12 protein-coding genes are annotated in these 13098 nt (G+C 71.0%); 3 read left to right on the top strand and 9 right to left on the bottom strand.

What is annotated here, in order from left to right; genetic code table 11:
• Positions 1-58: 58 nt before the first annotated feature.
• From OG522_RS10265 to miaA, 5 genes are all read right to left on the bottom strand, one after another.
• The gene (locus OG522_RS10265) at positions 59-1522 is read right to left on the bottom strand and encodes a M1 family metallopeptidase (protein WP_329462650.1); all 1464 of its coding nucleotides are present in this window, start codon (positions 1520-1522) and stop codon (positions 59-61) included.
• A 148-nt stretch (positions 1523-1670) separates the two neighbouring features.
• Positions 1671-3755, bottom strand: coding sequence for a RelA/SpoT family protein (locus tag OG522_RS10270; protein WP_329462651.1), 2085 nt, complete (start codon positions 3753-3755; stop codon positions 1671-1673).
• Between the two features lie 222 nt (positions 3756-3977).
• Positions 3978-4841, bottom strand: a complete 864-nt coding sequence (gene dapF / locus OG522_RS10275; protein WP_329462652.1) for a diaminopimelate epimerase — start codon at positions 4839-4841, stop codon at positions 3978-3980.
• A gap of 86 nt (positions 4842-4927) precedes the next feature.
• Positions 4928-5506: a hypothetical protein gene (locus tag OG522_RS10280; RefSeq protein WP_443074825.1), complete on the bottom strand. Its 579-nt coding sequence runs from the start codon at positions 5504-5506 to the stop codon at positions 4928-4930.
• Between the two features lie 107 nt (positions 5507-5613).
• Complete coding sequence (gene miaA, locus OG522_RS10285; protein ID WP_329462653.1) at positions 5614-6552, bottom strand: tRNA (adenosine(37)-N6)-dimethylallyltransferase MiaA; 939 nt, start codon at positions 6550-6552, stop codon at positions 5614-5616.
• 182 nt (positions 6553-6734) lie between these two features.
• Between miaA and OG522_RS10290 the strand changes: the two genes are divergently transcribed.
• Together OG522_RS10290 and OG522_RS10295 are read left to right on the top strand one after the other, a co-directional pair.
• A complete protein-coding gene (locus tag OG522_RS10290; RefSeq protein WP_329462654.1) occupies positions 6735-7019 on the top strand; it encodes a hypothetical protein in 285 nt (94 codons plus the stop codon).
• 22 nt (positions 7020-7041) lie between these two features.
• Entirely contained in the window at positions 7042-7284 is a 243-nt protein-coding gene (locus tag OG522_RS10295; protein WP_329462655.1) for an antitoxin, read from the top strand.
• A gap of 72 nt (positions 7285-7356) precedes the next feature.
• On the opposite strand, the gene OG522_RS10300 is transcribed toward OG522_RS10295, so the two are convergent.
• Positions 7357-8076, bottom strand: a complete 720-nt coding sequence (locus OG522_RS10300; RefSeq protein ID WP_329462656.1) for a class III extradiol dioxygenase subunit B-like domain-containing protein — start codon at positions 8074-8076, stop codon at positions 7357-7359.
• A 70-nt stretch (positions 8077-8146) separates the two neighbouring features.
• Entirely contained in the window at positions 8147-9634 is a 1488-nt protein-coding gene (gene miaB, locus OG522_RS10305) for a tRNA (N6-isopentenyl adenosine(37)-C2)-methylthiotransferase MiaB (RefSeq protein WP_329462657.1), read from the bottom strand.
• A 69-nt stretch (positions 9635-9703) separates the two neighbouring features.
• Here miaB and OG522_RS10310 point away from each other — a divergent pair, with 69 nt between their 5' ends.
• Positions 9704-10699, top strand: coding sequence for a TAXI family TRAP transporter solute-binding subunit (locus OG522_RS10310; protein ID WP_329462658.1), 996 nt, complete (start codon positions 9704-9706; stop codon positions 10697-10699).
• Between the two features lie 32 nt (positions 10700-10731).
• Here OG522_RS10310 and OG522_RS10315 read toward each other — a convergent pair whose 3' ends face one another.
• Complete coding sequence (locus tag OG522_RS10315) at positions 10732-12135, bottom strand: sensor histidine kinase (protein WP_329462659.1); 1404 nt, start codon at positions 12133-12135, stop codon at positions 10732-10734.
• A 16-nt stretch (positions 12136-12151) separates the two neighbouring features.
• Positions 12152-12853 (bottom strand): response regulator transcription factor, encoded by a 702-nt coding sequence (locus OG522_RS10320; protein ID WP_329462660.1) that lies wholly within the window; start codon positions 12851-12853, stop codon positions 12152-12154.
• Positions 12854-13098: the final 245 nt, after the last annotated feature.

The following is a 13098-nucleotide window of genomic DNA, read 5'->3' on the forward strand; positions in this document are numbered from 1 at the left end:
AACGATGGTCGCACGGTGTCTCCGGGGCCGTCACCCCGGTTTTCCGGTCCCCGCGCGGTCAGGCGTGCTTCGGCGCCTGGCTGTGCCAGTCGGGGTGCCCCGGCATGGGCGGAGTCTTGGCCCCGTACAGCCATGCCTTGAAGAAGCCGGACAGGTCACGCCCCGCGATCTGCGAGGCCAGCGCGGAGAAGTCGGCGGTCGTGGCGGTCGAGTCCCGGTGGTCGCGCACCCAGCGGCGTTCGAGGCGGTCGAAGGCCTGCGTCCCGATCTCCTGGCGAAGGGCGTAGAGGACCAGCGCACTGCCGTCGTAGACGATCGGCCGGAAGATGCCGATCTTCTGTCCGGGCGCGGCGCGCCGCGGCTCCGCCGGCGGTCCGCCCGCCGCGCGCCAGCCGTCGGACTGGGCGTAGGCGTCCCGCATCCGCTTCTCCATGGACCACTTTCCGTGCTCCTCCGCGTACCGCGCCTCGTACCAGGTGGCGTGGCCCTCGTTCAGCCAGAGGTCCGACCAGGCGCGGGGCGAGACGCTGTCGCCGAACCAGTGGTGCGCCAGCTCGTGCACCATCACCGAGTCGACGTACCACTCGGGGAACTCGGGCCGCAGGAACAGTGACCGCTCGAACAGCGTCAGCGTCTGCGTCTCCAGCTCGAACCCGGTGTCCGCCCCGGCGATCAGCACCCCGTACGTCTCGAACGGGTACCTGCCGACCTGGCGCTCCATCCAGTTGATGTGCGCGGGCGTCTTCTTCAGCCAGCGTTCCAGCTTCGTCTTGTCCGCGGCGGGAACCACATCGCGGATGGGCAGCCCGTGCGGCCCCTCGCGGTGCAGCACCGCCGAGTGGCCGATCGAGACCTGGGCGAGTTCGGTCGCCATCGGGTGCCTGCTGCGGTACGTCGACACGATCTGGCCGCCGTGCCGCTCGCGCCCGCTCGGCACCCCGTTGGCGACGACCGTCACGTCCGGTGGGGCGCTCACGTGGAACGTGAAGAGAGCCTTGTCGGAGGGGTGGTCGTTGCACGGGAACACCCGGTGCGCGGCGTCGGCCTGATTGGCCATCACCAGGCCGTCGGTGGTCCGCACCCAGCCGCCGTCACGCGCCCCGTTGGGGTCGCTGGTGTGCCGCACGGTGATCCGCAGCGGTTCACCCGGGTACACCGGGCGCTGCGGGGTGACCACCAGATCCTCGTCGGCGGTCGCGAACTCGGCCGGCCGGCCGTTCACTTCGACGCCGTGCACCGTGCCCCGGGCGAAGTCGAGGTTGATCCGGTCGAGCCCGTCCGTCGCGACGGCGTCGATGGTCGTGACGGCCTCCAACGGCTTCTTGTTGTCCCCGAGATAGGTGAACCCGATGTCGTACGCGAGCACGTCGTACCCGGGGTTGCCCAGGTTGGGGAAGAGCGGATCGCCGATGCCCAGTGGCATGGGGGCGGGCAGGGCTGCGGCCACGACGGACGCTGCGGCGGCGACCAGCAGCACGGCACGCAGCAGGCGGGGGTGGCGGGGGCGCGGGGTGGGCGGCATGCACTACCGCTACCAGGGCGACGGCCGGCCGCCACGGCAACTCGCGTCGGGCCACTCGAACGAGGGGGCAGCGGGCGGAGTACGCGGGGAGGGGCAGGCGGATGTCAGTTCAGGGTGGCGGCCGGCCATGCCGGGCGCCCGGCCCCTGTCATCCCGCGGCCGCCGGATGCTGCGCCCGGCTCACGTCGTACACCCCCGGCACGTCGCGCATGGCCCGCATGAGGGCGGGCAGACCGGCGGCGTCCGGGAGTTGGAGGGTGTAGGTGTGCCGGACCCGTTGCTCGCTGGGAGGCTCCACGGTCGCCGAGACGACGGCCGCGTCCGCGGTGGCGATGGCCTCCGTGAGGTCGGCCAAAAGGCGCGGGCGGCCGAAGGCCTCGGCGACCAGGGTCACCCTGCATTCCGCCGCGTCCCCCCACCGGACCTCCACGGGCGCCCGTCCCACCGACTTCATGCGCGCGACGGCCGGACACTCCTGGCGGTGGACGGTCACCGCCGACCCGCGCACGGAGAATCCGGTGACCGCGTCCGGCGGTACGGGCGTGCAGCAACCCGCGAGCCGTACCCGCACATCCGGAAGGTCGGTCATCGCGTTGGCCGCCGTCCGCCGGTCGGCGGGCACGTTGACCTGCGGCCGGGGCGCGGCGGCCGGAACCGTGGCGCCCTCCGGGTGGGCGGCCAGCCAGCCGCTGATCGCGATCCGCGCGGCCGGGGTCCTGGCGTGGTCGAGCCAGTCGGACGACGGCCCCGACGACGCGTCCTGCGCGAGCAGCAGCTGCACGGTGTCGCCGTCGCTCAGCACCGTACTCAGCGTCGCCAGGCGGCCGTTGACACGGGCCCCGATGCAGCCGTGGGCCTCCTCCCCGTACTGCGCGTAGGCGGCGTCGACACAGCTCGCACCGGCCGGCAGACCGAGGGTGCGGCCGTCGGCGCCGTAGACGGTGATCTCGCTGTCCTCGGCCAGCTCTTCGCGCAGGGAGGACCAGAACGTGTCGGGGTCGGGCGCGTTCTGCTGCCAGTCGAGGAGACGGGAGAGCCAGCCGGGCCGGGTCGGGTCCTCGCGTTCGTCCCCGTTCTGCTGCGGCCCGTCGCCGGGGGCCGCCGTATAGGGGTTGCCGAGTGCGACGACTCCGGCCTCGGCGACCTTGTGCATCTGGTGCGTACGGATGAGGACTTCGGCGACGGCGCCGTCCGGGCCGACGACGGCGGTGTGCAGCGACTGGTACAGGTTGAACTTCGGGGCCGCGATGAAGTCCTTGAACTCCGAGATGACCGGCGTGAAACAGGTGTGCAGCTCGCCCAGGACCGCATAGCAGTCGGCGTCCTCGGCGACCAGGACGAGGAGGCGGCCGAAGTCGGTGCCGCGCAGTTCCCCGCGTTTGAGCTGCACCCGGTGCACGGAGACGAAGTGGCGTGGCCTGATGAGGACTTCGGCGTTGATGCCGGCCTCGCGCAGCACCGCGCGGACGCTGTCGGCGATCGCGGTGAGCGGGTCGACGGTGCCGGAGTTGGCCGCGATCAGGGCGCGGGTTCGTTCGTACTCCTCGGGGTGCAGGATCGCGAAGACCAGGTCCTCCAGCTCGGACTTGAGGGCCTGCACCCCGAGGCGTTCGGCGAGCGGGATGAGAACGTCCCTGGTCACCTTGGCGATCCGGGCCTGCTTCTCAGGGCGCATCACGCCCAGGGTGCGCATGTTGTGCAGCCGGTCGGCGAGTTTGATCGACATCACGCGTACGTCGTCGCCGGTGGCGACCAGCATCTTGCGGAAGGTCTCCGGCTCGGCGGCCGCGCCGTAGTCGACCTTCTCCAACTTGGTGACGCCGTCGACCAGATAGGTGACTTCCTCGCCGAACTCGGCCCGTACCTGGTCGAGCGTCACTTCGGTGTCCTCGACGGTGTCGTGGAGGAGGGAGGCGGTCAACGTCGTTGTCTCGGCGCCGAGTTCGGCGAGGATCAGCGTCACTGCGAGAGGATGCGTGATGTACGGCTCGCCGCTCTTGCGGAACTGCCCGCGATGGGACGTTTCGGCAAGGACGTACGCACGGTGCAGCACGGCCAGGTCGGCGTCGGGGTGGTGGGCGCGGTGCGCGTCGGCCACGTGGCCGATGGCATCGGGCAGCCGGTCCCGGGGAACGGGTCCCAGCAGCGCTGCGCGGCCCAGTCTGCGGAGGTCGATCCGGGGGCGGCCGCGTCTGCGACTGTGAGCACCAGGATTCGTGGCCTCTGCACTCATGGGGCACCTCCGGCAGCATCGACCGGTGGTGGAGGGACCGGCGTGCCCCTCCGGACCGGTGCTTGATGCTACCGAGCCCACCACGTGGCGCAGTCCCGCTCTCGCTCAGCGTGAAACGGATCACCCATTCGAGCGAAGATGCACGACACGACTGTTTCGATCCTGAACCGGAACGATCAGGATGCGGCGGGCTGCTCGGGCAGGCCGGTGGGGGGCGGCCGGTCAGCCGGTCAGGAGCGACGGTTCGATGACCCCTTCGGCGACGATCACCGCGGGTCCGGTCATCTCGATCTGACCGTCCGGGTACTCGGTGATGACCAGGGTGCCGCCCGGCAGGTCCACCGTGTACGTAGCCGGGGTGCCGGTGACCGCGGGGTCGACGCCGTCCCGGCGCGCGGCGGCGACGGCGACCGCGCAGGCACCGGTGCCGCAGGAGCGGGTCTCCCCCGCGCCGCGCTCGTGGACCCGCATGGCCACGTGCCCAGGGCCGCGGTCCACGACGAACTCGATGTTCACGCCGTCCGGATACACATCCGAGGGGGCGAAGGGCGGCACCGAGCGCAGCTCTCCCGCGTGATCCAGGTCGGCCACGAAGGCGACGGCGTGCGGATTGCCCATGTTCACGTTGCGCGCGGGCCAGCTGCGGCCGTCCACCGTGACCGTGACGCTCTCCTCGGGGAGCAGGGCGCGACCCATGGAGACGGTGACCTCTCCGCCCTTGGCGAGGTGCACCTTCTTGACGCCGCCGCGGGTGGCGACGGCGAGGTCGCCCGGTTCCACGAGCCCCGCGCGCTGCAGGTAGGCGGCGAAGACGCGGACTCCGTTGCCGCACATCTCGGCGATCGAGCCGTCGCTGTTGCGGTAGTCCATGAACCACTCGGCCTCGCCGGCCATGTCCTTGGCCTCCGGATGTGCGGCGCTGCGCACCGCATGGAGCACTCCGTCGCCACCGATACCGGCCCGGCGGTCGCAGAGCCTGGCGACGGCGGAGGCGGGCAGGTCGATGACGTTGTCCGGGTCCGGGACGATCACGAAGTCGTTCTCGGTCCCGTGGCCCTTGAGGAAGGCGAGCGGCGAGGTGTTCACGCGTCAATCGTACGGGGGCGCACTGACACTCGGCCGGACGGCTGTCCCGGGCCGTGATCCAAAAGCTCTGACTGCTGGTCGCCCGCTCAGCGGAGCCGGGCGACGCGCCAGACGGCGAGCGCGACGAGCGCGCAGCCGACGCCCACGTACACGGCGACGACCCGCCAGTCGGGGCGGTCGCCGGACCCTCTGCCGGGCAGCCCCGGCCAGGTGTGGCCGACCCGGCGGGCCGCCATCATGCCCCAGCCCGCGGCGCAGCAGCTGATGAGGAGGCCCAGCATGGCCACGACCGGTCCGCCGTCGCCGAACTCGAAGGCCAGGGGGAAGGCGAACATGAGCGAGCCGAGTGCCGCGAGCATCACGATCGGAGCGAGCTGCCAGATCCTCAGGCGGCGCTGGGGCCGCAGTTCGACCTCGACCTCACCGCCGTCGGAGAGGGCTCCCACAGAGCCGTCCTCCGGTCCGTCCGGACTGAGCCCGGACGTGCCGAGCACGGTGGGCCCCAGCGTGGCGGAGGGCGCCTCCCCGGAGCGTCCGGCATCGGAGGTGCCTTCTGCGGCTTCCACTTCGGAAACCTCCGGGGACGGTGAACCGGGTTCCGTCGAGCGCGGGAGCGCGGCGTCCTCCCGCGCTCCTTGCTCTGTGTCGCGAGGGCCGGCCTCCATCGCCACGCGCCCTCCCAACTCGGACTCCACTGGTCGATCGAAGTTTGATGATGGCACGCGCGACAGGGCCGCAATGACCGGCGGAGCGTCCCGATGCCATCACGTGATCAGGCTGTGACCGCTCGTTCGACCAACGCCAGCGCCTGCTGCGGGAGTTCCCCTCGATGCTCCGCGGCACCGCTCAACCAGTGGACGCGAGGATCGCGCCGAAACCACGAGTCCTGGCGGCGCGCGAAGCGTTTGGTGGCGCGTACGGTTTCGGCGCGCGCCTCGTCGTCGGTGCACTCGCCGGCGAACGCCGCGAGAACCTGCTGGTAGCCGAGTGCACGTGACGCCGTACGCCCGTCGCGCAGCCCGCGCTCCTCCAGTGCCCGCACCTCGTCGAGCAGGCCCGCCTCCCACATCCGGTCGACGCGCACGCTGATCCGCTCGTCGAGCTCGGGCCGGCCGACGTCCACGCCGATCTGCACCGTGTCGTACAACGACTCGTGCCCGGGGAGATTGGCCGTGAACGGCTGCCCGGTGATCTCGATCACTTCGAGCGCGCGCACGATCCGGCGGCCGTTGCTGGCGAGGATCGCGCGCGCCGCTTCGGGGTCGGCGGCCGCCAGTCGTGCGTGCAGGGCGCCGGAGCCCCGTTCGTCCAGTTCGCGCTCCAGGCGGGCGCGAACCGCGGGGTCGGTGCCGGGGAATTCGAGGACGTCGATCGCCGCGCGCACGTACAGCCCGGAACCGCCGACCAGGACGGGGGTGCGTCCCTCCGCGAGCAGCCGATCGATCTCGGTGCGGGCGAGCTTCTGATAGGCGGCGACGTTCGCCGGTTCCGTGACGTCCCAGATGTCGAGGAGGTGGTGCGGGACGTCGCCGCGTTCTTCGGGCGTCAGCTTGGCGGTACCGATGTCCATCCCTCGGTAGAGCTGCATGGAGTCGGCGTTGACGACCTCGCCGCCGAGCTGCTGGGCGAGGAAGACACCCAGATCGGACTTTCCGGCCGCGGTCGGACCGACGACGGCGATGACCCGCGGGGCGGGAGCTGCACTTCTCACCGTCACAGTCTCGCAAACCTCCGGGCCCCTCCTCGAACGAGCTACGTGACGGGGAACGGCTGGGTTCGTTGGCTGTTGCGAGGTTCCGAACGCCGGTTTGTTGACCGGTGCCGCCGGGCGACGCAATGAGGCGCTCCGGTTGGCACGGGATTTCGCCTACACGAGTACGCTATGGAGTAGATATGGGCGTTTTTTCAAGGTTTCGCCGCAAGGCCGCCGAGGCTGTCGCGGAGTCGACCGAGGAAGTCAAGGCTGCCACTCTGACGGCAGACCCGGAGGCCGAGGTCGATGCCGACACACCGGCGGATTCTCCGGCGGCCGAGGCTTCCGCGGCCTCCGAGGAGGTTTCGGAGAGCGAAGCGGCGGAACCCGCCGAGTCCGCGGCCGCGGAGGGGGTCGAGATCCCCAAGCAGCAGTCGGCCGAGGAAGCGGCGGACAACGAGGCCGGCGAGAGCGCCCACAAGTAGTGCCCACGAGGGAAGGTGCCCCATGGGTTTCCTGGACAATCTGAAAACCAAGCTGGCCCCGGCCAAGGACAAGGTCTCGGACCTCGCGCAACAGCACGGGGACAAGATCGACCACGGCTTGGAGAAGGCCGCCAGGCTGGTTGATGAAAAGACCAAGGGCAAGTACAGCGACAAGATCCAGTCGGGTACGGGCAAGGCCAAGGAAGCCCTGGACCGCATCTCCCACAAGGACGGCGGCGGTACGCCGCCCCCGTCCACTTCCTGAACCACCCGCGCCGGAGGGCCGTGGAGCTGCCCGCTCCACGGCCCTCCGGCGTGTTCGGGACGTGTCCGGGTTTCAGGACCAGACGCCGACGAAGTAGCCGACTCCGTACGGAGCGTCCTCGTAGAGCAGTCGTCCGGCGAGCTCCGCGCCCCGCGCCGCGCCCGCGAGCACCTGCCAGGGCGCGCGCCCGGCCACTTTCAGCTCGTACGCGAGGCGATCGTCAAGACCCAGCAAGGTGTGGGTGTCGGCGGTCCCCAGGGCCGCGGAGGCGACCTGGTCGAAGCTCGCGGCACGCTCGTCGAGGTAGCCGGGCGCCTTGAGGGTGCGACAGGCACTGCCGTCGCCCATGACGAGCAGGGCGACCCGGGCGGCCCGTGCGGCGAGCTCCCCGCCCGCGTCGGCACAGAGCCGCGGCGCCAACTCCTCGGCGACGGCAAGGCCCTCCACGGGCGCGTCCGTCCACCCCGCGCGCTCCAGGAGCCAGGCACCGACCGCCAGGGACGGCGGAAGCTCCTGCGGTGCGCGCCCGCCGGGCTCCGCGGGTTCGCCCGGCCCGAGGCGTACCGAAAGGTCCACGCCGAATCCGGCGAACGAACCCACCGCCCCCTGCCGGTAGACGCATGGGTTCTCGGCCGGTCCGACGACCACCAGGAGGTCGGGCCGACAGGCGGCAAGGACGCCGACGGCATCGGCGCAGGCGTCGCGCGCCGCGCCGAGTTCCGGCGCGGCACCGGCGGCGACCTCGGGCACGAGGAGGGGCGGGCAGGGGCAGACGGCGGCGGCTACGAGCATGATCCGCAGCCTAGTCCGGTTCCGGCACCCGAGCCCGGCCGCCGCCCGGCCGGGCGGTCTCCGCGGGCCCCTACAGCGCCGAGCAGCCGCCCGTGGGCTCCGGCAGCGGCGCCGGCGTGCCGATCGAGGGGAGGCCCAGCATCACACCGGCGGCCTTCTGGGCGGGAGCCGCGTTCCGCTTCTGCCAGGCGTCGCCGGCCCGGGTGCGGCGCACACCGGTCGTCGGTCCCTCGGCGAGCAGGTGGTGCGGGGCCGCGTAGGTGATCTCGACGGTCACCACGTCACCCGGGCGCACCTCCTCGTCCGGCTTGGTGAAGTGGACCAGGCGGTTGTCGGGGGCGCGGCCGGAGAGGCGCTGGGTGGAGCCGTCCTTACGGCCCTCGCCCTCGGCGACCATGACCTCCAGAACGCGGCCGACCTGCTTTTTGTTCTCCTCCCAGGAGATCTCTTCCTGGAGGGCGGACAGGCGCATGTAGCGCTCCTGCACGACTTCCTTGGGGATCTGTCCGTCCATGGTCGCCGCCGGGGTTCCGGGGCGCTTGGAGTACTGGAAGGTGAAGGCGCTCGCGAAGCGGGCCTCGCGGACCGTGTGCATGGTCTGCTCGAAGTCCTCCTCGGTCTCGCCGGGGAAGCCCACGATGATGTCTGTGGAGATGGCGGCGTGCGGAATGGCCGCGCGCACCTTCTCGATGATCCCGAGGAAGCGCTCCTGCCGGTAGGAGCGGCGCATCGCCTTGAGGACCGTGTCCGAACCGGACTGCAGCGGCATGTGGAGCTGCGGCATCACGTTCGGCGTCTCGGCCATGGCGGCGATCACGTCGTCCGTGAAGTCGCGCGGGTGCGGCGAGGTGAACCGGACCCGCTCCAGGCCCTCGATGGTGCCGCAGGCACGCAGCAGCTTGCTGAAGGCCTCGCGGTCACCGATGTCCGAGCCGTACGCGTTGACGTTCTGTCCGAGCAGGGTGATCTCGCAGACGCCCTCGGCGACCAGTGCCTCGATCTCGGCGAGGATGTCGCCGGGACGGCGGTCCTTCTCCTTGCCGCGCAGCGCCGGAACGATGCAGAAGGTGCACGTGTTGTTGCAGCCCACCGAGATGGAGACCCACGCCGCGTACGCCGACTCGCGCCGGGTGGGCAGCGTGGAGGGGAACGCCTCCAGGGATTCGGCGATCTCGACCTGCGCCTCCTCCTGGATGCGGGCGCGCTCCAGCAGCACCGGCAGCTTGCCGATGTTGTGCGTGCCGAAGACGACATCGACCCAGGGAGCCCGCTGCACGATGGTGTCGCGGTCCTTCTGGGCGAGGCAGCCACCGACGGCGATCTGCATGCCGGGCCGCTTCGTCTTCATCGGGGCGAGCCTGCCGAGATTGCCGTACAGCTTGTTGTCGGCGTTCTCCCGCACCGCACAGGTGTTGAAGACGACGACGTCGGCATCACCGTCGGCGCCCTCGGGCGCGCGGACGTACCCGGCCCCCTCCAGGAGACCGGACAGCCGCTCGGAGTCGTGGACGTTCATCTGGCACCCGTAGGTGCGCACCTCGTAAGTCTTCGCGCTCATCTCGTACACCAGGGTACGGGCCCCGCCGACCCCTGGTCCTCACGGGCGGGGAACTGGCAGGATCCAGCCATGCTCCCCGCCCTCTCCCGACTCGGCCGCAACCGCGCCGCCCAAGGCATCGCGGCGGCCGTGGTCGCGTTCGGGCTGCTGATGTGGTGGCTGTTTCCGTTCGGCAGCCCGTCGCCCTCAGGCACCCTCGACTTCAGTACGGGCGTGCGCACCGGCGTCTACCAGCGTTACGGCGAACTGCTCAAGCAGGCGCTCGCCAGTGACCTGCCGGACGTCCGGGTCGGTCTGCGCACCAGCCAGGGTTCGCAGCAGAACCTCCAGCGGCTGGCCGACGGCACCGCCGACTTCACCATCGCCACGGCGGACTCGGTCGACAAGTTCCGCAAGGACAACCCGGCGGGCGGGGACCGGCTGCGCGGTTGCGCCCGGCTCTACGACGACTACGTACAACTGGTGGTGCCCAGGGACTCCCCGGTGCACTCGGTCGCGGATCTGCGGGGCAAGCGGGTCGCCGTCGGGCAGGAGGGTTCCGGGGTGCGGCTGCTCGCCGGGCGGTTGCTCACGGCCGCGGGACTGGACCCGCGGAAGGACATCACGCCCCTTCCCGCGGGCATCGACACCATGCCCGGCCTCCTGCGGGGCAAGCAGATCGACGCCTTCTTCTGGTCCGGCGGGCTGCCGACCACGGCGGTTCTCAAACTGTCGGAGGAGTACCCGATCCGGCTGGTCCCCCTCGCCGACCTGGTGTCGGCCCTGCACAAGGCGGACCGCAGCACCGGCTACTACCGGGCGGCCACCATGCCCGCCGACGCGTACCCCAAGGCGCAGCAGGGCGTGGCCGTGCCGACGATCGCCGTGGCGAACCTGCTCGTCACCACGGACCGGGCGAACGCGGCTCTGACCGAGGGATTCACCCGCACGGTGATAGACAGCCGCGACCGCATCGGGCGCGAGGTGCACGCGGCCCAACTCGTCGACCTGCGGACGGCCATCTATACGGATCCGCTGCCGCTGCACGACGGGGCACGCGACTACTACCTGTCGGTCAAGCCGTGAGCTGAACGGCCGCACGGGTCAGGCATGCGGCCTCACGCGCCGGGCTGGGTGCGCGGCACGGTCACCGTCACTCGCAGTCCCTGCGGCTCGTGATGGTCGAACCCGATCGTTCCGCCACCGGCCGCGAGCAGAGCGCGCGAGATGGAGAGGCCGAGGCCTGAGCCCTTGACGTTCTGGTGGCGGCCCGCCCGCCAGAAGCGGTCGCCGATCCGGGCCAGCTCCTCGTCCGAGAGGCCTGGTCCGTGGTCGGTCACGGTCACCGTGGTCTTAGGGCCGTCGGCGGCGACGGCGACGCGGACCTCCTCGCCTTCGGGCGTGAACTTCAGCGCGTTGTCAATGACGGCGTCCAACGCGCTGGAGAGCGCCACCGGGTCCGCCCAGCCGGTGGCGGCGGCCGAGCCGTCCGCGACCAGCAGGACGCCCTTGTCCTCGGCGAGCGGTCGCCACGCCGCGACCCGCTCGCCCGCGAGCGCGCCGATGTCGGTCAACTGGAGGTCGGCGTCGGCGTGTTCGGCCAGAGCCAGGCCCAGGAGGTCGTCCAGGACCTGGGCCAGGCGCTTGCCCTCGGTGCGTACGGAGGCGATCTCCTCGTTACCGTCGGGGAGTTCGAGCGCGAGGAGCTCGATGCGCAGGAGCAGGGCGGACAGCGGGTTGCGCAGTTGGTGCGAGGCGTCGGCGACGAAGGCGCGCTGCTGCTCCAGCACGTTTTCGACGTTGTCCGCCATCTCGTTGAACGAGTGGGCCAGCCTTCTGAGTTCCGCAGGGCCGCCGGCGGCCGCGACGCGGGACTTCATGCGCCCCGTGGCGATGTCGTGGGTGACGGCGTCCAGGACGCGTACGGGCCGGAGCACCCAGCCGGTCAGCCGGAACGCCGCGCCGACCGCGAGGAGCATCGCGGCGAGCTCGCCGGCCACGATCAGGAGCCAGCCGTGCAGGGTCGCCGACCGCATGCGGCCGGTGGGCGAGTCGGTGACCACGACCGCGATCACATCGCCTTCGCGCACGACGGGAGAGGCCACGACCAGGCGTCCCCGCTGCCATGGATACACCTGGGCCGGGTCGTGGCTGCGGCGTCCGGCGAGGGCTTCCTGGAAGGCCATGGCCCCCTCCCCCTTGGCGGGCACGTGCCAGCCGCGGGGTGCGCTCGCCATGGCGCTGCCGTCGCGGAAGAAGACGCCCGCGTTGATTCCGTACAGCGTCGAATAGCGGGTGAGCTCCTCCTCCAGGGTGGTGAGCCGTTCCGCGCTGTTGGTCTCGTTGCCGTCGGGGGCGGAGACGAACTGGGCGAGCGCGGCGAAGCGCGCCGTGTCGTCGATCCGGTCGACGACCACCCTCTGCTGCTGTGCGCCGGCCACGCTCAGGGCGAGCGGAAACCCGAACGCGACCAGGACGAGCGCGAGCAGGAAGATGAGGAGCGGGAGAAGTCGGGTGCGCACCGGCTGTTCTCGGGACTCAGAGCGCGGCCGGCGCGACGAGTCGGTAGCCGACGCCCCGCACGGTCTCGATCAGCGCGGGCATCCGCAGTTTGGACCGCAGGGACGCCACGTGGACTTCGAGCGTGCGGCCCGTGCCTTCCCAACTGGTGCGCCACACCTCGCTGATGATCTGCTCCCGGCGGAAGACGACCCCGGGGCGCTGGGCCAGCAGCGCGAGCAGATCGAACTCCTTGCGGGTGAGCTGCACGCTCTCGCCGTCGACACTGACCCGGCGCGTGGGCAGCTCGATCTGTACGCGTCCAAGCCGCAGCTCGCTGTCGCCGGAGTCCTGCTGCGCGCCCGGCGGCGGGCGCCGGATGACGGCGTGGATGCGGGCGATGAGTTCGCCGGTGTCGTACGGCTTGACCACGTAGTCGTCGGCGCCCAGGTTCAGCCCGTGGATGCGCGAGCGCACGTCGGCACGCGCCGTCACCATGATCACCGGGATGGCGGTCCGCTTGCGGATCTTGCCGCAGACCTCGTACCCGTCCTGATCCGGCAGCCCGAGGTCGAGCAGGACCACCCCGAAGGGTGGTTTGGCGCAGCGGTCATCCGGAAGCAGCGCCTGGAGCGCCTCTTCTCCGTTGCGCGCGTGCTTCACCTCGAAGCCGTGCTTGGCGAGCACGGCCGACAGGGCGGCGGCGACGTGGTCGTCGTCCTCGACGAGCAGCAGTCTCATGAGCCCCCTCCCTGTGAATTCATCGGCCGCATCACGGCATGTCCCCCCGAATCCATGCCCATGGTCCCCACTTCGGTCAAGGGGGCGCTCGTCCTTGCGCATCATCCGTTACGGAGCCGGTATTCCGCCCGGGGTGCGCACTCACCCAGAGTGCCACCGCGAAGCCGGATCGTTATCCTCAATTTCCGCTCAGATGTAATGACGCTGGTCGTAGCTCCCCACTACGGTCCTCCCCAACCGAGGAG

It is taken from the genome of Streptomyces sp. NBC_01431, from assembly GCF_036231355.1.
Classification (GTDB): Bacteria; Actinomycetota; Actinomycetes; order Streptomycetales; family Streptomycetaceae; genus Streptomyces.

Bases quoted from the DNA above. Each gene is read 5' to 3' on its own strand.
- OG522_RS10310 (WP_329462658.1), top strand. From the start codon at position 9,704: ATGCTCCCCGCCCTCTCCCGACTCGGCCGCAACCGCGCCGCCCAAGGC.
- OG522_RS10265 (WP_329462650.1), bottom strand. From the start codon at position 1,522: ATGCCGCCCACCCCGCGCCCCCGCCACCCCCGCCTGCTGCGTGCCGTG.
- miaB (WP_329462657.1), bottom strand. From the start codon at position 9,634: ATGAGCGCGAAGACTTACGAGGTGCGCACCTACGGGTGCCAGATGAAC.
- OG522_RS10270 (WP_329462651.1), bottom strand. From the start codon at position 3,755: ATGAGTGCAGAGGCCACGAATCCTGGTGCTCACAGTCGCAGACGCGGC.
- OG522_RS10300 (WP_329462656.1), bottom strand. From the start codon at position 8,076: ATGCTCGTAGCCGCCGCCGTCTGCCCCTGCCCGCCCCTCCTCGTGCCC.
- OG522_RS10320 (WP_329462660.1), bottom strand. From the start codon at position 12,853: ATGAGACTGCTGCTCGTCGAGGACGACGACCACGTCGCCGCCGCCCTG.
- OG522_RS10295 (WP_329462655.1), top strand. From the start codon at position 7,042: ATGGGTTTCCTGGACAATCTGAAAACCAAGCTGGCCCCGGCCAAGGAC.
- OG522_RS10290 (WP_329462654.1), top strand. From the start codon at position 6,735: ATGGGCGTTTTTTCAAGGTTTCGCCGCAAGGCCGCCGAGGCTGTCGCG.
- OG522_RS10280 (WP_443074825.1), bottom strand. From the start codon at position 5,506: ATGGAGGCCGGCCCTCGCGACACAGAGCAAGGAGCGCGGGAGGACGCC.